23 protein-coding genes and 1 tRNA gene are annotated in these 18,630 nt (G+C 70.0%); 12 read left to right on the top strand and 12 right to left on the bottom strand.

The features are described from left to right. Window positions 1-101: 101 nt before the first annotated feature. The 3 genes from AB0M59_RS07685 to AB0M59_RS07675 form a co-directional block, all read right to left on the bottom strand. Complete coding sequence (locus AB0M59_RS07685) at window positions 102-1,133, bottom strand: acyl-CoA desaturase (protein ID WP_364610331.1); 1,032 nt, start codon at window positions 1,131-1,133, stop codon at window positions 102-104. A 462-nt stretch (window positions 1,134-1,595) separates the two neighbouring features. Continuing rightward, the gene (locus AB0M59_RS07680; protein WP_364610328.1) at window positions 1,596-2,501 is read right to left on the bottom strand and encodes a dihydrodipicolinate synthase family protein; all 906 of its coding nucleotides are present in this window, start codon (window positions 2,499-2,501) and stop codon (window positions 1,596-1,598) included. Then, entirely contained in the window at window positions 2,498-3,193 is a 696-nt protein-coding gene (locus AB0M59_RS07675; RefSeq protein ID WP_364610722.1) for a GntR family transcriptional regulator, read from the bottom strand. Before AB0M59_RS07675 ends, AB0M59_RS07680 begins: the two co-directional genes overlap by 4 nt. 62 nt (window positions 3,194-3,255) lie before the next feature. Between AB0M59_RS07675 and AB0M59_RS07670 the strand changes: the two genes are divergently transcribed. The 5 genes from AB0M59_RS07670 to AB0M59_RS07650 all read left to right on the top strand — a co-directional run bounded on the left by AB0M59_RS07670 (window position 3,256) and on the right by AB0M59_RS07650 (window position 8,242). Then, window positions 3,256-4,482 carry an extracellular solute-binding protein gene (locus tag AB0M59_RS07670; RefSeq protein WP_364610325.1) on the top strand — a complete coding sequence of 409 codons (1,227 nt, stop codon included), beginning with the start codon at window positions 3,256-3,258 and terminating at the stop codon, window positions 4,480-4,482. Beyond that, window positions 4,479-5,522, top strand: coding sequence for an ABC transporter ATP-binding protein (locus AB0M59_RS07665; RefSeq protein WP_364610322.1), 1,044 nt, complete (start codon window positions 4,479-4,481; stop codon window positions 5,520-5,522). The genes AB0M59_RS07670 and AB0M59_RS07665 overlap by 4 nt, the downstream gene beginning before the upstream one ends. A gap of 49 nt (window positions 5,523-5,571) precedes the next feature. Continuing rightward, window positions 5,572-6,465 carry a sugar ABC transporter permease gene (locus AB0M59_RS07660; RefSeq protein ID WP_364610319.1) on the top strand — a complete coding sequence of 298 codons (894 nt, stop codon included), beginning with the start codon at window positions 5,572-5,574 and terminating at the stop codon, window positions 6,463-6,465. Then, complete coding sequence (locus AB0M59_RS07655; RefSeq protein WP_155547944.1) at window positions 6,462-7,289, top strand: ABC transporter permease subunit; 828 nt, start codon at window positions 6,462-6,464, stop codon at window positions 7,287-7,289. The genes AB0M59_RS07660 and AB0M59_RS07655 overlap by 4 nt, the downstream gene beginning before the upstream one ends. 113 nt (window positions 7,290-7,402) lie before the next feature. Beyond that, a complete protein-coding gene (locus AB0M59_RS07650; protein ID WP_364610316.1) occupies window positions 7,403-8,242 on the top strand; it encodes a MerR family transcriptional regulator in 840 nt (279 codons plus the stop codon). On the opposite strand, the gene thrS is transcribed toward AB0M59_RS07650, so the two are convergent. From thrS to AB0M59_RS07630, 4 genes are all read right to left on the bottom strand, one after another. Then, a complete protein-coding gene (thrS, locus tag AB0M59_RS07645) occupies window positions 8,232-9,401 on the bottom strand; it encodes a threonine--tRNA ligase (RefSeq protein WP_364610313.1) in 1,170 nt (389 codons plus the stop codon). The genes AB0M59_RS07650 and thrS overlap by 11 nt on opposite strands. Before the next feature lie 162 nt (window positions 9,402-9,563). Further along, on the bottom strand, window positions 9,564-10,187 hold the full coding sequence (locus tag AB0M59_RS07640; protein ID WP_364610311.1) for a dihydrofolate reductase family protein: 624 nt from the start codon (window positions 10,185-10,187) through the stop codon (window positions 9,564-9,566). A 60-nt stretch (window positions 10,188-10,247) separates the two neighbouring features. Further along, window positions 10,248-10,715 carry a heme-degrading domain-containing protein gene (locus AB0M59_RS07635; RefSeq protein ID WP_364610308.1) on the bottom strand — a complete coding sequence of 156 codons (468 nt, stop codon included), beginning with the start codon at window positions 10,713-10,715 and terminating at the stop codon, window positions 10,248-10,250. A gap of 25 nt (window positions 10,716-10,740) precedes the next feature. Then, window positions 10,741-11,118, bottom strand: a complete 378-nt coding sequence (locus tag AB0M59_RS07630; protein WP_364610305.1) for a VOC family protein — start codon at window positions 11,116-11,118, stop codon at window positions 10,741-10,743. Between the two features lie 72 nt (window positions 11,119-11,190). On the opposite strand from AB0M59_RS07630, the gene AB0M59_RS07625 reads away from it, so the two are divergent. Then, window positions 11,191-13,137, top strand: a complete 1,947-nt coding sequence (locus AB0M59_RS07625; protein WP_364610302.1) for a phosphocholine-specific phospholipase C — start codon at window positions 11,191-11,193, stop codon at window positions 13,135-13,137. On the opposite strand, the gene AB0M59_RS07620 is transcribed toward AB0M59_RS07625, so the two are convergent. Beyond that, a complete protein-coding gene (locus AB0M59_RS07620; RefSeq protein ID WP_364610299.1) occupies window positions 13,134-14,363 on the bottom strand; it encodes a M20 family metallopeptidase in 1,230 nt (409 codons plus the stop codon). The genes AB0M59_RS07625 and AB0M59_RS07620 overlap by 4 nt on opposite strands. 77 nt (window positions 14,364-14,440) lie before the next feature. On the opposite strand from AB0M59_RS07620, the gene AB0M59_RS07615 reads away from it, so the two are divergent. The 4 genes from AB0M59_RS07615 (at window position 14,441) to AB0M59_RS07600 (ending at window position 15,742) form a co-directional block, all read left to right on the top strand. Further along, on the top strand, window positions 14,441-14,923 hold the full coding sequence (locus AB0M59_RS07615) for a tRNA adenosine deaminase-associated protein (protein ID WP_230863018.1): 483 nt from the start codon (window positions 14,441-14,443) through the stop codon (window positions 14,921-14,923). 23 nt (window positions 14,924-14,946) lie between these two features. Further along, window positions 14,947-15,375: a nucleoside deaminase gene (locus AB0M59_RS07610; RefSeq protein WP_364610296.1), complete on the top strand. Its 429-nt coding sequence runs from the start codon at window positions 14,947-14,949 to the stop codon at window positions 15,373-15,375. Window positions 15,376-15,405: 30 nt separating this feature from the next. Beyond that, the gene (locus tag AB0M59_RS07605) at window positions 15,406-15,621 is read left to right on the top strand and encodes a CsbD family protein (RefSeq protein WP_364610293.1); all 216 of its coding nucleotides are present in this window, start codon (window positions 15,406-15,408) and stop codon (window positions 15,619-15,621) included. A gap of 33 nt (window positions 15,622-15,654) precedes the next feature. Next, window positions 15,655-15,742 (top strand) — tRNA-Ser (locus AB0M59_RS07600). Window positions 15,743-15,795: 53 nt separating this feature from the next. Here the strand turns inward: AB0M59_RS07600 and AB0M59_RS07595 are convergent. Beyond that, complete coding sequence (locus AB0M59_RS07595) at window positions 15,796-16,023, bottom strand: hypothetical protein (protein ID WP_364610290.1); 228 nt, start codon at window positions 16,021-16,023, stop codon at window positions 15,796-15,798. Window positions 16,024-16,040: 17 nt separating this feature from the next. Beyond that, the gene (locus tag AB0M59_RS07590; RefSeq protein ID WP_364610287.1) at window positions 16,041-16,553 is read right to left on the bottom strand and encodes a GNAT family N-acetyltransferase; all 513 of its coding nucleotides are present in this window, start codon (window positions 16,551-16,553) and stop codon (window positions 16,041-16,043) included. A gap of 86 nt (window positions 16,554-16,639) precedes the next feature. Between AB0M59_RS07590 and AB0M59_RS07585 the strand changes: the two genes are divergently transcribed. Both AB0M59_RS07585 and AB0M59_RS07580 read left to right on the top strand, forming a co-directional pair. After that, the gene (locus AB0M59_RS07585) at window positions 16,640-17,194 is read left to right on the top strand and encodes an NAD(P)H-binding protein (protein ID WP_364610284.1); all 555 of its coding nucleotides are present in this window, start codon (window positions 16,640-16,642) and stop codon (window positions 17,192-17,194) included. Beyond that, on the top strand, window positions 17,191-17,409 hold the full coding sequence (locus AB0M59_RS07580; protein ID WP_364610281.1) for a hypothetical protein: 219 nt from the start codon (window positions 17,191-17,193) through the stop codon (window positions 17,407-17,409). Before AB0M59_RS07585 ends, AB0M59_RS07580 begins: the two co-directional genes overlap by 4 nt. Here the strand turns inward: AB0M59_RS07580 and AB0M59_RS07575 are convergent. Beyond that, window positions 17,402-17,974, bottom strand: coding sequence for a hypothetical protein (locus AB0M59_RS07575; RefSeq protein ID WP_364610278.1), 573 nt, complete (start codon window positions 17,972-17,974; stop codon window positions 17,402-17,404). The genes AB0M59_RS07580 and AB0M59_RS07575 overlap by 8 nt on opposite strands. Then, complete coding sequence (locus AB0M59_RS07570) at window positions 17,971-18,345, bottom strand: hypothetical protein (protein WP_364610275.1); 375 nt, start codon at window positions 18,343-18,345, stop codon at window positions 17,971-17,973. The genes AB0M59_RS07575 and AB0M59_RS07570 overlap by 4 nt, the downstream gene beginning before the upstream one ends. Between the last annotated feature and the right edge of the window lie 285 nt (window positions 18,346-18,630).

Raw genomic sequence — 18,630 nt, 5'->3', positions numbered from 1 at the left:
GTGATCTCTCCTGAATGCCGTCCTGACGGGTTCCCGCCGGCCGCTGACGTCTTGTTAACGCGCGAGTAAGTTCGGCCACACCCCGGTTGAGCCGCGCAGTGTCATGCCGCTACTTTCTTCGCGCGCAGCGGCTCGCTCACCTCGTGGAGGTGCTGGAGCACGTAACCGTACGAGCGGGCCCAGCCGCACTGCGCGTAGGAAATCCCGTGCCGGTCGCAGAACTCCCGGACGATCACCTGCGCGTGCTTCAGGTTCGGCCGGGCCATGCTCGGGAACAGGTGGTGCTCGATCTGGTAGTTCAGCCCGCCGAGCGCGAAGTCGACGATCCGGCCGCCGCGGATGTTGCGCGACGTCAGTACCTGCTTGCGCAGGAAGTCGAGCTTGTGCCCGGCCGACAGCATCTCCATGCCCTTGTGGTTGGGCGCGAACGAGCAGCCCATGTACAGGCCCCACAGGAACTGGTGCACCACGATGAAGATGATCCCGGTCAGCGGCGACAGCACGATGAACACCGCGGCGAGGTACGCCACCAGGTGCGCGATCAGCAGCGCGGACTCCAGCTTGCGGCGGCGAAGATCCTTGCGCAGCACCGCTTTGACGCTCGAGACGTGCAGGTTCAGGCCTTCGAGCAGCAGCAGCGGGAAGAACAGGAACGCCTGGTACTTCGCCATCCAGCGCAGGAACCCGCGCTTCTGCGAGCTCTGCGCCTTGCTGAACGCGAGCGAGGAGATGTCGACGTCCGGGTCCTCGTCTTCGTTGTTGGGGTTGGCGTGGTGCCGCGCGTGCGTGGCGATCCACCAGCCGTAGCTCAGCCCGGTGAGTCCACCGTGGACGATCCCGGTGGCGTCGTTCGCCCGGCGGGTGCGGAAGATCTGCTTGTGCCCGGCGTCGTGGCCGATGAACGACAGCTGCGCGAACACCATCGCGAAGAACGCCGCGAGGAAGAGCTGCCACCACGAGTCGCCGAGGTAGGCGAACGCGACCCAGCCGCCGCCGAACGCGGCGAGGTTGAGCCCGATCCGGATCGAGTAGTACCGCCGTCGCCGCCGGAGGAGCCCGGCGTCCTTGATGAGCCGGGACAGCTCGGCGAAGTCACTGCCTTGCGAAGTTTCCGAAGCCTGGAGCGAAGTCATGGCCGCCGTTCTGGTCAGCTTGAATGCTTGTCCAGCAACGGCTTCCGGCTTGGCAAGCCGGACCCGATCCCGAAGAAGGGCTCTGGGGCCTGGCCACGGGTTTGCTCCGCGGCATGCCTACAGCGTCCCATTTCGGACGGCCGATGACAATCGCCCGCGGGCCGCCGATGAGGTGTACAGTCAGCCACATCGGGATGGCGGTGACCTACCGCACACCCCGTGGCTTCCGGCCGGAGCACGCCGGTCGGGACAGGAGCTGAACCGGGTTCCGAACCCGTTCGTCACGCAGCCCGGCCGGCCGATGGGCCGGCGAGCAGCCGCCCGCAGTCGCGCAGAGCGACGCCCGGGGCGCCCACTGGGGTTGCGGCAACGAGGTTTCCGCCGGATCGGCGCTTGCCGGTTGGCTCGCCGGTGAGCCGGGTTCCGCGTCACCGCGCCCCGGCCCGCCGGCGGACCGGCCCGTTACGAAAGCCCCCATGAAGAGAGCAGGCCGAAAAGCCGTTCGCGTTCGGTCGCGGTCAGCAGCCGGCTCGGCGGCCGGACGTCGGGGCGGCACAGGCCGAGCTGGCCCAGCGCGTCCTTGACGACGCTGACGTTGTTGGCGTTCCCGTTCGCGGCGCGAAGCTCCTCGAACGGCCGGATCCGCTCCCAGACCGTCATCGCGGCCGGATAGTCCCCTGTGGACAGTGCGCGGAACATCTCCAGCGAGATCGCCGGGTCGACGTTCACCAGACCCGACGTGAAACCGGTTGCGCCGACGGCGAAGTACCCGGGCGCCGAGAGCTCGGCCAGTCCGGCGATCCACACGAACCGCTCGAAGCCCGCGTCCCGCGCGACCGAGCCGAACCGCACCGGGTCCGGCACGGCGTACTTCACGCCGATGACGTTCGGCGCCGCTTCGCCGAGCGCGTGCAGCTGCTCGCCGGCGATCGCCGGGTTGCGGACGTAGAGCACCACGCCGAGTTCGGGCACCGCGGCGGCGATCGCGGCGTGGTAGTCGACCCAGCCGTCGCCGGAGATGTACGGGTGCACGGGCTGGTGGATCATGATCATGTCGGCGCCGGCGTCCCGCGCGTGCACGGCGGCCCGCGTCGCCGACGCGACGTCGTGGCCGATCCCGGCGAGCACACTGGCCCGCCCGGCCACGGCCTCGACCGTGACTTCCAGGCACAGCCGGGCTTCCGCCGCGTCCAACGCGTAGAACTCGCCGGTGTTCCCGTTCGGCGTCACGACTTCGATGCCACCGGTGATCAGCCGGTCGACGAGCTTCGCGTACGTCTCGCCGTCGACGGCACCGTCGGCGTCGAACGGCGTGACCGGGATCGCCACCACCCCGGACAGCCGCCGCCTCTGCTCCTCGAACGTCATCGGGCCCCCTTCGTGTCGGTGCTGTGTTCATCCGGCAGCCCACAGGCGACCCGGTCGATGAAATCCGTGATGTGCTTGCGCAGCAGGTGTTCGGCCTGCCGGGCGTTCCCGCTCTCGGCGGCGGTCAGGATCGCCCGGTGCTCGGCCGCTTCCCCCCGCCACGTCGGGCTGATGCCCCAGCCGGTGACGGTGATCAGGGCGGCCTGGTCGCGCAGGCCGTCGAGGATCTCGACCAGCAACGGGTTCCCGCACCCGGTGTAGAGCGCGCGGTGGAACAGCCGGTTGGTCAGGCTGGCTTTGGCACGGTCGGCGGCCGCGGCGCCGATGTCGACCTCGGCCAGGACCTGTCGCGCTTCGCCGAAGTCCGCGCCGCGCTCGACGGCGCGTCGGACGGCTTCGGGCTCGAGGAGCGCGCGCAGGTCGTACACCGCGTGCGCGCTCTCGGCGTCCATGACCCGGACCGCCGCCCCCTTGTACGTGCTCATCGTGACCAAACCGGAACCGGCGAGGATTCGCAGCGCCTCGCGCACCGGCGTCTTCGACACCCCGAGCAGCGCGCCCACCTCGGCTTCGACGAGCGTTTCGCCCGGCCCGAACTCGCCGCTCAAGATCGATTCCTTGATCGCGTCACGCACGAAATCGGTGCGCGAGACGGGCGGCGGCGGCCTCCGGGCCGAAGAAGTGCTCGCCACTGGCATGTCCGATCTGATATACGATGCGACATACAACATTATCACGGACCCAGGGAGCAGCCATGCAGCGTCGCACCGGCTTCCGATTCCGACGAGCGCTCCTGGCGGCCGGCCTCGCCGCCGGATTGGCGGCCTGTGGCGCGCCCGGCGGGGCCGGCGGCCAGGCGGCGGATCCGTCGGCCGTGCCCGACAAGCCGAGCAAGCCCGTCGACCTCAACATCCTCGACATCGCGGGCAACCTGCAGCTCACGAAGCAGATGATCGAGAACTTCAAGACCGCGCACCCGGAAGTGCTTTCGAAGGTCACGTATTCGACGGCGCCCGCGCCGAGCATGGCGGGCAAGCTGAAGGCCGAGCAGGACGGCGGCGTCGCCCAGACCCACCTGGTCCTCAGCGGCACGGACGGCCTGTCCGCCGGCATCGCGAACGGCACGCTGGCGAAGGTCCTCCCGGACTTCTCGAGCCGGTTCCCGAACCTGATGCAGAACTACCTCGAGCCCGCGGCCAAGATGCAGGAACTGGCCAACGGCTACGGCGTCGAGGTCGTCTACTACCCGTCCGGCCCGCTGCTGGAGTTCAACCCGGGCGCGGTTCCGGCGGCGCCGGCGTCCCCGCAGGAGCTGCTCGACTGGGCCAAGGCCCACCCGGAGAAGTTCCAGTACGCGCAGCCGTCGAACTCCGGCCCGGGCCGCACGTTCCTGATGGGCCTGCCGTACCTGCTCGGCGACAAGGACCCGAAGGACCCGGACAAGGGCTGGGACAAGACCTGGGCGTTCCTGCAGGAGCTGGGCAAGTACGTGAAGTACTACCCGTCCGGCACCACCGAGACGATGAAGAACCTCGCGTCCGGTGCGGTGGACATGGTCATGTCGACGACCGGCTGGGACATCAACCCGCGCAAGCTCGGCACGGTGCCCAACACGGTCAAGACCGCGATCATGCAGCCGATGCACTGGGTCACCGACGCCCAGTACGCCCTGATTCCGAAGGGCCTCTCGCCCGACCAGGAGTCGGCGATCCTGCAGCTGATCGCGTGGATGCTGAAGCCGGACCAGCAGGCGATCGCCTACGACGACGGCTACTTCTACCCCGGCCCGGCGGTCAAGGACGTCACCCTGCAGATGGCGCCGCAGAAGAGCCAGGACACGATCAAGCAGTTCGGCCGCCCGGAGTACGAGCAGTGGATCTCGCAGTACCCCAAGGAGACTTCGCTGCCGGCCGAGCAGCAGGTCAAGGCGTTCGACAAGTGGAACCAGCTGGTCGGCGGCTCGAAGGTCGGCAAGAAGTGACGTTCGAGCAGCTCCGGCTGGACGGGGTGTCCCGGAGCTTCGGCACCGCGAACGCCCTGAGCGGCCTCGACCTCGCCATCGCACGCGGCGAGTTCGTGGCCCTCCTCGGCCCGTCCGGCTGCGGCAAGTCGACCGCGCTGAACTGCCTGGCCGGGCTGCTGCCCCTGACGGGCGGCAGCATCTGGCTCGACGACGCCCGCATCGACGGGCTGCCCCCGGAGCAGCGCGGGTTCGGGATGGTCTTCCAGAACTACGCGCTGTTCCCGCACATGTCGGTCCGCGCCAACGTCGGCTTCGGCCTCAAGATGCGCAAGGTCGGCCGCGCCGACGCCCGCCGGCGCGTCGACGAGGCGCTGCGCCTGGTGCAGCTCACCGACCACGCGGCCAAGTTCCCCGCGCAGCTCTCCGGCGGGCAGCAGCAACGCGTCGCCATCGCCCGGGCCGTGGTGCTGGAGCCCCCGGTCGTCCTGATGGACGAGCCACTGTCCAATCTCGACGCCAAGCTCCGCCTCGAGATGCGGATGGAGATCCGCCGCCTCCACCAGACGCTCGGCTTGACCACGGTGTACGTCACCCACGACCAGGAGGAAGCCCTGTCGCTGGCCGACCGCCTGGTGGTGCTGCGCGACGGCACGGTCCAGCAGATCGGCACACCCGAGGAGGTGTACGCCCAGCCGGTGAACAGCTACGTCGCCTCGTTCATGGGCTACCGCAACCTCCTGGACGTGACGATCACCGGAACCACGGGCTCGTCGGTCACCGTGGAAGGCGCGGGCGCGCGGCTGACGGGTCGTGGCTCGCTCACCGAGGGGCCGGCGAAGGTGGCGATCCGCCCGGAGGACTTCGTCGTCGGCGACGGCGCGGCCAACGCCCTCGACGTCACGGTCGAGATCGTCGAGTACCACGGCCGCGAGCTGTCGGTCTCGGCCCGGCTGGCGAGCGGCGTGCCGGTCTACTTCCGGACCGACAAGCGCCTCGCCCCCGGTGACGCGACGCGGATCGGCGTCCCGGCCGAGCGCGTCCTGGTGTTCGAGCCATGACGGCCGCGACGATCGGCGACCCGGCCGAACCCGTTCCGGCGGTCGCGTCATGACCGCCGTCGCGAGCGCTCGCCCGGCACTGCGTCACCGCCTGGCCGAACGCGGCATCGACCGCACCCTGTTCCTCTTGGTGCCGGGCCTGCTGGTCACGGCCTGCCTCTTCCTGTACCCCTTCCTCTACGGCCTCCAGTTGTCCTTCGCTCCGCGCCAAGGCGGGATCTTCGCCAACTACGCGCGGTTCTTCGGCGACCCCTACCTGCGCGACACCATCTGGACGACGCTCGGCATCGCGTTGCCCGCGACGTTCATCAACGTGCTCGCCAGCATCCCGATCGCGTACGTGATGCGCGGCCGCGTCCGCGGCAAGCGCCTCCTGACGACGATCCTCGTCGTGCCGATCACGCTCGGCACGGTGCTCACCGCGCAGGGCCTGATCATGTACGGCGGGCCGGCGGGCTGGCTGAACAAGGTGCTCACGGTCCTCGGCATCACCGACGAGCCGCTCCCGCTGATCCACAACTACACCGGCGTGCTGCTGTCCCTGGTGATCACCGGCTTCCCGTTCTCCTTCCTGCTGACGTTGTCCTATCTCTCGGGCATCGACCCCTCCTTGGAGAAGGCGGCCGCGACCCTCGGCGCGAACTGGGCCCAGCGCTTCCGGCGCATCACGCTGCCCCTCCTGGCTCCCGGCCTGGCGATCACCTTCTGCCTTTCGTTCGTGATGGCGTTCTCGGTCTTCCCCTCGGCGCAGCTCGTCGGCGACCCCGCGAACGAGACCCGCGTCATCTCGATCGCGGCCTACCACGCCGCGTTCGAGGAGTACGACTACTCGATGGGCTCGGCCGTCGCGATGCTCATGGCGGTGGTCATGCTGATCGTGATCGGCCTGGTCATGGCGTGGCGCGGCACGCTGTACCGCGGAGCGACCGGAGGCAAGGGATGACCGGTTGGGTCGCGCGTCCCGGACGTTGGGTCGTCTGGGCCGTCGTCGTGTTCTTCTTCGTCAACCTTGCCGGCGTGGTGCTTTCGGTCGTCGTCGACTCCTTCGGCAAGCAGTGGTTCGGCACCTGGCTCCCGGACGGCTTCACCACCCACTGGTACGCCGACGCCTGGCGCGAGTTCGGCCTCTCCGACGTCCTGCTCACCACCGCGATCGTCGCGCTCGTGGTGATCGCCGTGTCGGTGGCGGTCGGCGTCCCGGCCGCTTACGCGCTGGCCCGCCGCTCGTTCCCCGGCAAGCGCCTGGTGATGCTGCTGTTCGTGCTGCCGATCCTGATCCCTCCCATCACCTACGGCATCCCGCTGGCCACCGTGCTCTACAAGTTCCACCTGGCCGGCACGACCACGGGCGTGATCCTGGCGAACCTGGTGCCGTCGGTGCCGTTCGTCGTGTTGACCATGACGCCGTTCATCGAGCAGATCGACCCGAAGATCGAAGCCGCCGCACGCATGTCCGGCGCGCGCACGGTCTCGGTGTTCACCCGGATCCTGGGCCCGCTGCTGCTGCCGGGGATCCTGGCCGCCTCGATCCTCGTGCTGGTCCGGACGGTCGGCATGTTCGAGCTGACGTTCCTCACCGCCGGCCCGGACTCGACGACCCTCGTCGTGGCGCTGTACAACTCCGTGTTCGCCGCGGGCATCCGCGCCAACCAGTCGGTCGACGCCATGGCGACCATCTACACCGCGTCCATGCTCGTGCTCCTTCTCGTCGCGTTGCGGTTCGTGAACCCGACCCAGCTGGTCACCCGGATCCGGGAGGAGACCTAGTCCGTTCGCTCATGTGATCGACTTTACCGCGAAACGTCGAACATCTGATCGACACGATCGGGCGGATGTGGATCCTTGCACCTCCCCCGAGGGGAGGTGTCACGCTGACGGGCATGCGGTATTCGATCGGCGAGCTGGCCCGCCGGACCGGGCTGACGATCAAGGCCGTCCGGTTCTACTCCGACCGCGGTCTCGTGCCGCCGTCCGGGCGCAACACCGCAGGTCATCGCCGTTACGACGAGGCCGCACGCGTCCGGCTCGACCTCATCCGCACGCTCCGGGACCTGGGCGTCGACCTCGCCACGATCCAGCGGATCGTCGACGGCGAGACGACCGTCGCCGACGTCGCGGCGAGGCACGCCGAAGCCCTGGAGGTGCAGATCCGCGTGTTGCGCGTGCGCCACGCGGTGCTGACGGCCGTGGCGAAGCGCGGTCCGACCACAGAGGAGGCAACTCTCATGCACGAGCTGGCCCGGTTGTCCGAAGGGGAACGACGTCGCCTGGTCGACGACTTCCTCGCCGAAGCCCTGGGTGACCGTCCCGGCCTCGAAGGCATCGCCCGCACCCTGACCCCCGAACTGCCGGAGAATCCCGGCCCCGAGCAGGTCGAGGCCTGGATCGAGCTGGCCGAACTCACGCGGGACAAAGAGTTCCGCGCGCTCCTGCGCCGGCTCGTCGAGCAGCACGAAGGCGGACTGCGCCGCGACCTGGCCGCCGAGGTGCGCGACGCCGTCACGCCGGCACTCGAAGCCGGAATCGCACCGGACTCGCCGGCGGCCAGGGCGATCGTCGACGGTCTCGGCCGCGATCCCGGTCAGGTGAAGGAATGGCTGGCCCTCGTCGGCGATCCCCGGCGCGAGCGCTACCTGCGGCTGCTCGCGATCGTCAACGGTTGGGCCGCCCCGGAAAGCCTGGCGCCGGCGTTCGGCTGGCTGGCCGCGGCTACGGCTTGACCTCCGCCCTGATCCACGCCAGCGCGTCCGCCGCCGGCTGCGCGTCGACCCGGCGTCCGTCGCGCAGCCGCAGGGAAAGCTGCCCGGCGGCGACCTCCTGCGGGCCGAGCACGACCTGGTACGGCACCAGCCGCCCGTCCCGGATCCGCGCGCCGAGGCTGCCTTCCGGCGCGATCTCGGCGCGCAGGTCGTCGCACTGTTCGAGGATTTCCTGTGCGTAAGGCACTTCGGCAGCGGACACCGGCAGCAGCCGCAGCTGGACCGGCGCCAGCCAGGCCGGGAACGCGCCACCGTGCACCTCGACCAGCTGCGCCACCGCCCGTTCGACGCTGCCGATGATGCTGCGGTGCACCATGACCGGGCGGTGTTTCGCCGCATCCGCGCCGACGTATTCGAGGCCGAACTGCTCGGGCTGGTGGAAGTCGATCTGGACGGTGGAAAGGGTCGATTCGCGGCCCGCGCTGTCGACGATCTGAACGTCGATCTTCGGACCGTAGAAGGCCGCTTCACCCTCGACCGCGTCGTACGGGAGGCCGTCGAGAACCGAGCGCAAGATGTCCACGGCACGGTCCCAGTCGCCGGAGACGTACTTCCCGCCCGGGCCCGGAAGCGAAAGCCGGTAGCGCGCCGGGCTGATGCCGAGCGCGTCGTAGGCCTGCCGGATCATCGCCAGCGCGGCGGCCGCCTCGGCTTCGACCTGCTCGGGGGCGCAGAAGATGTGCGCGTCGTTGAGCTGGATCGCACGCACCCGGCTCAACCCGCCGAGCACGCCGGAGAGCTCGCTGCGGTACATCCCGCCGATTTCGGCGATGCGCAACGGGAGTTCGCGGTAGCTGCGGCCGCGTGAACGGTAGATCAGCGCGTGGTGCGGGCAGAGGCTCGGCCGCAGCACGAGCTGCTCACCGCCGACGTCCATCGGCGGGTACATGTCGTCCCGGTAGTGCGACCAGTGCCCGGAGATCTCGTACAGCTCGCGTTTGCCGAGCACCGGTGAATGGACGTGCCGGTACCCCGCGCGCCGTTCCAGGCCGCGGACGTACTCCTCGAGGCTGTGGCGGACGATCGCGCCGTCGGGCAGCCAGTAGGGCAGGCCCGCGCCGATGAGCGGGTCGGTGTCGAACAGGCCGAGCTCACGGCCGAGCTTGCGGTGATCGTGCATTGTGGACTCCTCGTGGACGGCGAGGCGATCGGCCACAAGACGAAGCCCGGGGCGACCGCCCCGGGCTTCGGTGAGAATGGTTCAGCGCGCCGGGACACTTTCCGGCGTCGTCGTGTTCGCTGCGCGCTTCATGTCTTCGACGGTAGCAGGATCGTCCAGCCGTTAATCCGCCACGAGCCGGAACGTGTCGAACTCCGGGTTTCCGGCCGGCCGCAGCACGAGCACGGTGACGCCCGCGGCCGTGTGCCGGCTTTCGACGTGCTCGAACTTCTTCGGCACCACCCCGGCCGGGAAGAGCTGCCGCCCCTTGCCCAGCACGACCGGGAACAGCCACAGCCGGTACTCGTCGACGAGGTCGTGGGCGATCAACGTCTGCAGCAGCGCGCCACTTCCGTGGACCTGGATCTCGTCGCCCGGCCGGGACTTCAGGTCCCGGACGGACTCGACGACGTCGCCGTCCACTATCGACGTGCCCGACCAGGGAGAATCCGTCAGAGTTCGCGAGACCACGTACTTCGGCAGGCCGTTGAGCCGCGAAGCCAGCGGGTCGGCGGGGTCGGTGACCTTCGGCCAGTGCGCGGCGAAGATGTCGTGCGTCCGGCGGCCGAGCAGGAACGCGCCTGCCCGCGAGATCCACTCCTCGGCGAGGTCCGCCATGCCGTCCTCGTAGAACGGCGTCACCCACCCGCCCAGGTCGAAGCCGCCGGACGGGTCCTCGTCGGTGCCACCCGGGCCCTGGTAGACGCCGTCCAGACTCAGGAACGTCGTGGCGATCAGCTTGCTCATGGTGCCTCCTCGGATGCCGTGTACCAGTACGTCACCCGGGGAGGCGCCGGATCGACAGCGTCAGGAGGCCAGGAACAGCTCCAGCTGCTCGACGACGAACGCGTGGTCGTCGGCCTGGGGCAACCCCGACACCCCCACCGTCCCCACCGGACCCACGCCGCGCACGAGAACCGGGAAAACGCCGCCGTGGGCGGCGTACTCGTCCGGGTCCAGGCGCGAGTCCTCCTCGAACGAGCCGCCCTTCGCGCGGAACTGCGTGCCGACCAGGAAGGAGCTGTGGCCGTAGCGGTCCACGACGCGGCTCTTGCGGTCGATCCACGCGTCGTTGTCGGCCGATGTCCCCGGCAGCGCCGCGTGGAAGAGCCGCTGGCCGTTGCGGCGGACCGAGATCGTCACCGGCAGTCCGCGCTCCCGCGCCGCGGCCAGCAACTGGGCGCCGAGAGCGAGCGCCGTCTCGTTGTCGAACTTCGTGAACTGGAGGCGTTCCTCCTGGTCGGCGAGCTGGGCGAGGCGGTCGGCTTCGGTCATCCGCCCATTAAATCAACACTGTTGTTTAATTGCCAGTGAACTCGGTCAGGGAGAGCACGTTGCCGTCCGGATCGCGGAACCAAGCGATCCGCCCGCCCGGTGTGGTCCAAATTTTGTCGGTGTCCTGTGGCAGCGTGTCGAACGTGAGGAACTCCACGCCACGGTCGCGCAGCCCGGCCACCGCCGCCCGGATGTCGGCGACCGCCCAGCCGAGCACCGTGAACGGCTGCGGCGTGAATTCGGCGACGGCGGTGACGCGGAGCATCGTCGCGCCACTGCGGAACACGCACGCGAAGGGGGTCTGCTCGATGAACTCGAGCCCGGCGACGTCCGTGTAGAAGGCACGTGAGCGTTCCAGGTCGGTCGACGGTGCGAAGGCGACCAAATCCGCTGAGTCGAGCATGGGCCTCACCTCTCTCGGCGGCGAACGTACCTGGTTCGCCGGCGCGGGAAAACCTCGTGCGAGGAGGTGGGCATGGGCCGGATCCGGCGGCGCACGGTGCTCGGCGGCGCGGCCGCGGCCACCGTCGCCGGCTCGCTGACGGCCGCGTGCGCCACTCCGCCGCGGAAGGGGACGATCGACGACGTCCGCCACGTCGTGGTGCTGATGCAGGAGAACCGGTCGTTCGACCACTACTACGGCACGATGGCCGGCGTGCGCGGCTTCGGCGACCGCGCGGCGCTGCGCGACGTCTTCCGCCAGCGCAGCAAGGGTGCGCCGGTGCTGCCGTTCCGGATCGACACGTCCGTTGTGGACGGCCAGGACCTCGGCGAGCTGCCGCACGACTGGAACAGCACGCACCGCGCGTGGAACGGCGGCGCGTACGACGCCTGGGTCGCCGCGAAGAGCCCCATGACGATGGGGTACTTCACGCGCGACGACATCCCGTTCCAGCGCGCGCTGGCCGGCGCCTTCACGCTGTGCGACCACTACTTCTGCTCGATCCAGGGCCCGACGCAGCCGAACCGGCTGTTCCACTGGACCGGCACGATCGACCCCGACGGCGTCGCCGGCGGCCCGGTCACGCACAACTTCCCGGACTACAAGCCGTCGTTCCGCTGGACGACGTACCCGGAGCGGCTCGAGTCCGCCGGGATCACGTGGCGGATCTACGCGAACGACGAGGAGCGCGGCGTCCCCGAGCACTTCGCCGGCGACTACGGCGACAACCCGCTGTGGCTGTTCCAGAACTTCCACGACGCGCTGTACTCGATGGACCCGGTGAAGCACCGGCTGGCCGAGCGCGCCAACCTGCGCACGAAGCTGCTGCCCGACTCCGGCAAGGGCAAGGACCTCGACCACGTGCTGGCCGAGTTCCTCGCCGACTGCGCGGCCGGGACGCTGCCCGCGGTGTCGTGGGTCGTAGCTCCGTATGGCTACTGCGAGCACCCCGCCGCCCGGCCGGTCGACGGCGCCTCCTACGTCCAGCGGATGCTGAAAGCGTTGTGGGACAAGCCGGAGCTGTGGGAATCGACCGTCGTCTTCATCAACTACGACGAGAACGACGGCTTCTTCGACCACGTCGTCCCGCCGACACCGCCACCCGGGACCCCGGGCGAGTACCTGCCGGGGAACCGCCCGGAGAGGGGCGGCGCGTCCGGCGCACCGCTGCCGATCGGGCTGGGGCCGCGCGTGCCGATGACCGTCGTCTCGCCGTGGAGCCGCGGCGGCTGGGTGAACTCGCAGGTCTTCGACCACACGTCGGTGCTGCGCTTCCTCGAGACGTGGACCGGGGTGCGCGAGCCGAACATCTCGGCCTGGCGCCGCGCCATCTGCGGCGATCTGACCAGCTGTTTCGACTTCCGCGCGCACGACACGACGATCCCGCTGCTGCCGGACGCGGACGCGTTGCGCGCCGAAGCCGACCGGACGCAGTCCCGGCTCCCGAAGCCCGGGCTCGGGCCGGGCGCCCTGGTGCAGGACCCCGGTACGGCGAAGGCGCGCCCGCTGCCGTACCAGCCGGTCGCCTGGGCCGCGGCCGGGCCGGGCGCGCTGAAGCTGCACCTGGCGAACCACGGCACCCAGACGCTGCAGCTGGCCGCGTACGCCTACCACGCGGGCGGCGCGTCACAACGCTTCGACGTCGGCCCGAAGAGCGAGATGACGGGCGAAATCCCGTACGCCGAGTCGTACGACATCGCGATCCACGGCCCGAACGGGTTCGTCGTCGAGGCCGCCGGCAAAGCGGGCCTCGATGCTTCCGTCACGTTCACACCGGCGCCCGCGCTGCGCGTCACGGTGACCAACAGCGGGCCGGCGCCGGTTGCGCTGAACGGCGTCACCATCCCGCCGGGCGGCTCGCACGACTTCCCGGTACCGGCGACGAACGGCTGGTACGACGTCACTTTCGAGGCGCCGGGATGGCGCCGCCGCTTCGCCGGGCACCTCGAAGACGGCCGTCCATCGCGGACCGGGCCCTAACGCAGGGCGTCCAGCGCGAAGGCGGCGAGCATCGCGACGCCGCTCGGCATCGCGTCCTCGTCGAAGAGCACGCGGTTGGAATGGTTCGCGGCCGCCTCGGCGGGGTCGACGCCGGGCGGGCACGCGCCCAGGAACGCGTACGCGCCCTGAACGCGTTGCAGGACGTAGGAAAAGTCTTCGGCGCCCATCAGCGGGTCCGCCATCAGCTCGACGTTCTCCAGGCCGAGCACGGCCTCTCCGAGCGTCAGGACTTCGGCGGCGACGCGGTCGTCGTTGACCGTCACCGGGTAGCCCGGCTCGACGTCGGCGACGACGCGGCAGCCGTACGCCGCGCCGACCTGCTCGCACACCTTGTACAGCTCGTCGCGGACCAGCGCGCGCGTCTGCTCGGACAGCGTGCGGATCGTGCCCTCGAGCTCGGCGGTCTCCGGGATGATGTTGGACGTCGTGCCGGCCTGGATCCGCGTCACCGAGAGCACCGCGGGGTCGAACACGCTGACCCGGCGCGTGATCATCGTGTGCAGCGCCCCGACCATCGCCGCGGCCGCCGGCACCGGGTCGATCGTGTGCTGCGGCGCGGAGCCGTGGCCGCCCTTGCCGGTCACGTGCACCGTGAACGAGTCCGCCGACGCCATCTGCGGGCCCGGCCGGACCGACAGCAGCCCGCTGCGGAGGTTGGCGAGGATGTGGACGCCGAACGCGCGCTCGACCCGCGTCCCGGCGGCGTCGAGCACGCCTTCGTGGATCATGAACCGGGCGCCGTGGTGCCCCTCCTCGCCCGGCTGGAACATGAACACGACCGACCCGGCCAGCTGGTCCTTGCGCTCGGCGAGCAGCCGCGCCGCCGACGCCAGCATCGCGACGTGCGTGTCGTGCCCGCACGCGTGCATCGACTCCTCGTCTTCGGACGCGAAGTCGAGGCCGGTTTCCTCGGTCAGCGGCAGCGCGTCCATGTCGCCGCGCAGCAGCACCGCCGGGCCGGGCCGCGCGCCGCGCAGGACGGCCGTCAGCGACGTCGTGGCCTTGCCTTCGGTGATCTCCAGCGGCAGGCCGGACAGGGCCTCCCTGATCGCCGCCTGGGTGCGCGGGAGGTGGAGTCCCTGCTCCGGGTGGCGGTGCACGGCGCGCCGGAGGGCGACCGTGCGGTCTTGCAGCGCCCGCGCGTCGTCGAGGAGCCCGGCGAACGGCGTGCCGGGCAGCGTGGGCAGGTCAGTGGGGCCGGTCATGCTCCCGATAGTGCCCCATGCGGCGCTTCGGGCGCACCGTGCGTGCGTTCGGTCGAGCGGCGGAATACGGTGTGCGCATGGCGGTGGATGAGCCGGTCACGGGCTTCGCGGTAGCCGTGGTCCGGGAAGACGGTCGGTGGCGGTGCAGTGCGCTCGACCCGGGGGCGCTGACCGAGCTGGACGCAGCGATCACTGAACTGGGCAAACTACGTTCCACCGGTGCGTCCTTCGGGCTCCTGGCGGTCGACGACGAGTTCTTCGTCATCGTCCGGCCGAGCCCGCGAGGACCGTCGTTGCTGCTCTCGGACGCGGCGGCGGCACTGGACTACGACATCGCGGCGGACGTCCTCGACGTCCTGCGCGTCGATCCACCGGACGAAGAGGACGACTCCGTCTGGCCCGAGGGCGACCTCGGTCTCCTGGCCGATCTGGGGCTGCCCGGGCCGGAGCTGGAGGTCATCGTCGGCGAGGTCGACCTGTACCCGGACGAGCAGCTGCAGATGGTCGCGCAGCGGTGCGGGTTCGGCAGCGAGTTCGCCAAGCTCCTGGACGAGCTCTGAGACGGCCGTCCGACACCGAGGCCGTGGAGGCCGCGCTGGAGGCAGCGCGGGCTCCCGGCGCGGACGTGCCGATCGGGGCGGTCGTGTTCGGCCCCGACGGCGTCCCCCTGGCGGCGGCGCGCAACGCCCGGGTGGAGCTGGGCGACCCGACGGCCCACGCGGAGATCCTCGCGCTCCGGTCGGCGGCGGGCGTGGTGGGCGACGGCTGGCGGCTCGAGGGCTGCACGCTGGCGGTGACGCTGGAGCCGTGCACGATGTGCGCGGGCGCGCTGGTGCTGGCCCGGATTTCGCGGCTGGTGTTCGGGGCGTGGGAGCCCAAGACCGGCGCGGTGGGGTCCCTGTGGGACGTCGTCCGCGACCGCCGTCTCAACCACCGCCCGGAGGTCCACGGCGGCGTCCTTTCGGCGGAGTGCGCTTCCGTCCTCGAGACGTATTTCGCCACACGGCGCTGACCCGCCTGCGCTGGTGGGTACCCCCTGGGCATGACTATGAAGGACAAGGTCCAGCAGACGGTGGGCAGCGCCCGGTCGAAGCTCGGCGCGGCCACGGGCAACCGGCGCCTCGAGGCGTCCGGACGGATGCAGCGCCGCCGCGCGCAGGTGGCCGAGGTGGCTCACGACCTGCGCTCGAAGGCGCGCGGCCTGGTGCGAGACGCGCAGGTCAGGCGCCGTGGGGATCGGGGTCCGGACCCCTTGTGAGGCGCGCGGGTGCCCTCCGGTATTGTTCTCGGCGGTGGCGTGTCCGAGCGGCCGAAGGAGCACGACTCGAAATCGTGTGACGGCTAATCCCCGTCCGTGGGTTCAAATCCCACCGCCACCGCTCTCGAATCGCCCGGCAGCCCTTACAGGTTGCCGGGCGTTTTGCGTGTGCGGTCAGTCCTCGTCCACGTCGATCAAGGCGAACCCGTGGCCGTTGCAGGTGGGACACACCGCGTTGAACACGGTGCCACCACCGTGGCAGTCCGGGCAAAGTCCGTCGTGCCAAGTGGTCCCGGAGACGTCACAGTGAGGCCGCGGGTAGTGGGTGTCCGGCAGGCAGCACTCCGCACCGGTATCGGCGTGCCGCCGGCGGCAGATGTCCTGGCCACCCGGTTTCATCATGTCCCGATCATCGCACGTCAATCTTTCGAAGTGGCCGAAGACCACGCGCCGAGCCACTGCTTGGCGCCGTACGCCTCGAACCGTTCCACCTCGGTGAACCCCAGCTTCGCCGCGAGCCGCATCGAACGGTCGTTGGCGGTCTGGGTGCAGAGCGCCACCGGCTCGCCGGGATGGGCGCCGGCGAACCAGCCGAGGGCCGCTGCGCACGCTTCGGTCGCGTAGCCGTGTCCCCATGCCTGCGGCAGGAACAGGTAGCCGAGTTCGGTTTTCGCGGCGCTGTGGTCCTTTGCGTCGAGCGTGATCATGCCGATCATCGCCCCGCCGAGATCGACTACGAACAGGCCGGGACGCCGCCCGGGGATCGCGGCTGTCGTGCGCTCCAGTTCGTCTCGTGGTTGCGGGCCACCGATGTAGGTGCCTACTTCCGGTGAGGCGAACAGTTCGATGAACGCGGGACGGTCGCGGGGCTCGGATTCGCGGAGGACGAGCCGCTCGGTCCTGATCGGAGCGGGTGGCCAGGCGACGGACATGGCGGGCAACCTATCGCACGGCTTGACTTGAAGGGCTCTTGAAGTGTGACGGTGGTCGGCACAAGCTGATCACCAAGGAGCGCACCATGAAGGTCCTCGTCACCGGGGCCACCGGCAACACCGGCCGCCACGTCGTCAGCGGCCTCCGCGACGCCGGCATCGACGTCAGGGTCCTCGTCCGAGACGCGACGAAAGCCCCCGGAAAGGTCGAGGTCGTCCAAGGCGACATCACCGACACAGCCGACGCCGCAGAAGGAGTCGACGCCGTCTACCTCGTCTGGCCGTTCTACAAAGCCGAAGGTATCGACAAAACCTTAAAACCCTTCAAAGACAAGAAGATCGTCTACGTCTCATCGGCAGCGGCGGAAGACGGCGGCTTCTGGAGCGAAGTCGAGGACGCCGTCACACGAATAACCGACGACTGGACCTTCCTCCGCGTCACCGGTCTCGCCACCAACACCCTCGGCTGGATCCCGCAAGCGAAACCGGCAAAGTCCGGGCGCCGTACGGCCAAGCCAAGCGGTCCCTCGTCCACGAAAAGGACGTCGCCGAGATGGCGATCAAAGCGTTCACCGAAGACCACGCGCAACAGATCTACCTCGTCACCGGACCGGAAGCCATCACCCAGGAAAACCAAGTGAAGGCCATCGGGCAAGCGATGGGCATTCCCGTCCGCTGGGAAGAACAGTCCGAACAAGAAGCGACAACGCAACTGGGCGAGGAATTCGCGAAAAGCGCCTTGCCTTACTGGGCATCGCTGGTCGAAGAACCGGAGCCGGTCTCGTTGGACGTCGCGAAAGTCACCGGGCACCCGGCGAGGTCCTTCGATGATTGGGCCCGGGAACGGTTCAGCTGAGCTGGACCGCCGGCGCCGTCAACGGCTCCAGTTCTGCCAGCAGCGAAGAAAGCAACGCGATCTTCGCGGAGACCGTCCGGACCACCGCCGCGCACGTCACGCTGACCGTGCTCACCACCTCGGGCGACCGGTCGTCCGCCAGGACCGCCGACACCGCGTCCTCCGCGGCGGAAGCCAGGGCGCACACCTCCGCCGACGCCGAGATGGCCAGCTCGTCCAGTTGGGCCGCGATCCGGACGCCCAAGGACGCCGTCGCGGCGGCCGCGCGGGCCGCTGTGGCGTACTGACCGTCCACTGTGTCCGCCCAGATGCCGAACGTCTCCGCGCTGCCGCCGGATTCGCCGTGGTCGACGCCGCTGCGGAACTCCGTGGACGCCGACGTCACGAGCAACGCGCCCGCGTCGACCGCCGAGGCGGACGCGCTGATCGACGACGGCGAGCAGTCCAGGTGGCGCAGGGCCGCGACCGGGTCCGGGGCGCCGATGCGGCCCGCCGCCGTGCGCAGGGAGGCCAGTTGGACGGCCGCCGAGGTCAACGCCGGGTGTTCGAACACCGGAGACGTCACGGTGCCACCGCGATCCGCCCCCGGAAGCCGCTGCTCCGGGTGCTCTCCGCCGCCATGCGCAGCCGGCCGGCCAGGTCGGACGTCGCGTCGCCGAGGACGCGCGCGTCCGCCTCGCGAGCCGCGAGGGCAGCCGACCAGCGCGCCGCCAGCTCGCGGGCCTGGGGGGAGATGCCGAACGGCGTCGAATCCACGCGGGCCTCGGCGAACCTGCCCGCCGCCTTGTCGTCGGCGGCCGTGGCCTGGTCGAGCAGGTCGGCGGCGGCGCGCAGCCGGTCCGGCCTCTTCGGGGGGTTCCGGGTGGCGAAGCCCCCGGCCCCGGGGCGAAGCTCCGGGATGTCACTGCCGATCCGCGAGCCTCTGCCTTCCGGCATGGGGACCTCCGTCGTCAAGGGCGCTCACCCGATCGTGGAAGATCTTGCCTCATGCTCCCAAGCCGCCCGCATCGCGGTGACCTGCGGCGTTGACGCGTTCCACCAAGTGGACGTCTTGACCGCAGGGCGGGAGGGAGAACACCATGAGCGCATGCCCGCCACCTCGGAAAGCACGCCAGTCCGGTGGCACGGCCGCGCCTCCAAGCGGTCGGTCGGAGAAGGCACCGTGGAGCTTCTGCTGCGCCGCGGTCGCCTGGGCTCGCCCCCTGCCTGACGCGAGCCCGG

This window comes from Amycolatopsis sp. NPDC051371 (assembly GCF_040682155.1).
Taxonomy (GTDB): Bacteria; Actinomycetota; Actinomycetes; order Mycobacteriales; family Pseudonocardiaceae; genus Amycolatopsis.
Note: the sequence above shows the minus strand (reverse complement) of the source record. Positions and strands in the feature narration are given on the sequence as shown.

Excerpts from the sequence above, each read along its gene's own strand:
- AB0M59_RS07685 (WP_364610331.1), bottom strand. The coding sequence starts at position 1,133 with ATGACTTCGCTCCAGGCTTCGGAAACTTCGCAAGGCAGTGACTTCGCC.
- AB0M59_RS07680 (WP_364610328.1), bottom strand. The coding sequence starts at position 2,501 with ATGACGTTCGAGGAGCAGAGGCGGCGGCTGTCCGGGGTGGTGGCGATC.
- AB0M59_RS07670 (WP_364610325.1), top strand. The coding sequence starts at position 3,256 with ATGCAGCGTCGCACCGGCTTCCGATTCCGACGAGCGCTCCTGGCGGCC.
- AB0M59_RS07660 (WP_364610319.1), top strand. The coding sequence starts at position 5,572 with ATGACCGCCGTCGCGAGCGCTCGCCCGGCACTGCGTCACCGCCTGGCC.
- AB0M59_RS07655 (WP_155547944.1), top strand. The coding sequence starts at position 6,462 with ATGACCGGTTGGGTCGCGCGTCCCGGACGTTGGGTCGTCTGGGCCGTC.
- AB0M59_RS07650 (WP_364610316.1), top strand. The coding sequence starts at position 7,403 with ATGCGGTATTCGATCGGCGAGCTGGCCCGCCGGACCGGGCTGACGATC.
- thrS (WP_364610313.1), bottom strand. The coding sequence starts at position 9,401 with ATGCACGATCACCGCAAGCTCGGCCGTGAGCTCGGCCTGTTCGACACC.
- AB0M59_RS07640 (WP_364610311.1), bottom strand. The coding sequence starts at position 10,187 with ATGAGCAAGCTGATCGCCACGACGTTCCTGAGTCTGGACGGCGTCTAC.
- AB0M59_RS07635 (WP_364610308.1), bottom strand. The coding sequence starts at position 10,715 with ATGACCGAAGCCGACCGCCTCGCCCAGCTCGCCGACCAGGAGGAACGC.
- AB0M59_RS07630 (WP_364610305.1), bottom strand. The coding sequence starts at position 11,118 with ATGCTCGACTCAGCGGATTTGGTCGCCTTCGCACCGTCGACCGACCTG.
- AB0M59_RS07625 (WP_364610302.1), top strand. The coding sequence starts at position 11,191 with ATGGGCCGGATCCGGCGGCGCACGGTGCTCGGCGGCGCGGCCGCGGCC.
- AB0M59_RS07620 (WP_364610299.1), bottom strand. The coding sequence starts at position 14,363 with ATGACCGGCCCCACTGACCTGCCCACGCTGCCCGGCACGCCGTTCGCC.
- AB0M59_RS07615 (WP_230863018.1), top strand. The coding sequence starts at position 14,441 with ATGGCGGTGGATGAGCCGGTCACGGGCTTCGCGGTAGCCGTGGTCCGG.
- AB0M59_RS07605 (WP_364610293.1), top strand. The coding sequence starts at position 15,406 with ATGACTATGAAGGACAAGGTCCAGCAGACGGTGGGCAGCGCCCGGTCG.
- AB0M59_RS07595 (WP_364610290.1), bottom strand. The coding sequence starts at position 16,023 with ATGATGAAACCGGGTGGCCAGGACATCTGCCGCCGGCGGCACGCCGAT.
- AB0M59_RS07590 (WP_364610287.1), bottom strand. The coding sequence starts at position 16,553 with ATGTCCGTCGCCTGGCCACCCGCTCCGATCAGGACCGAGCGGCTCGTC.
- AB0M59_RS07585 (WP_364610284.1), top strand. The coding sequence starts at position 16,640 with ATGAAGGTCCTCGTCACCGGGGCCACCGGCAACACCGGCCGCCACGTC.
- AB0M59_RS07570 (WP_364610275.1), bottom strand. The coding sequence starts at position 18,345 with ATGCCGGAAGGCAGAGGCTCGCGGATCGGCAGTGACATCCCGGAGCTT.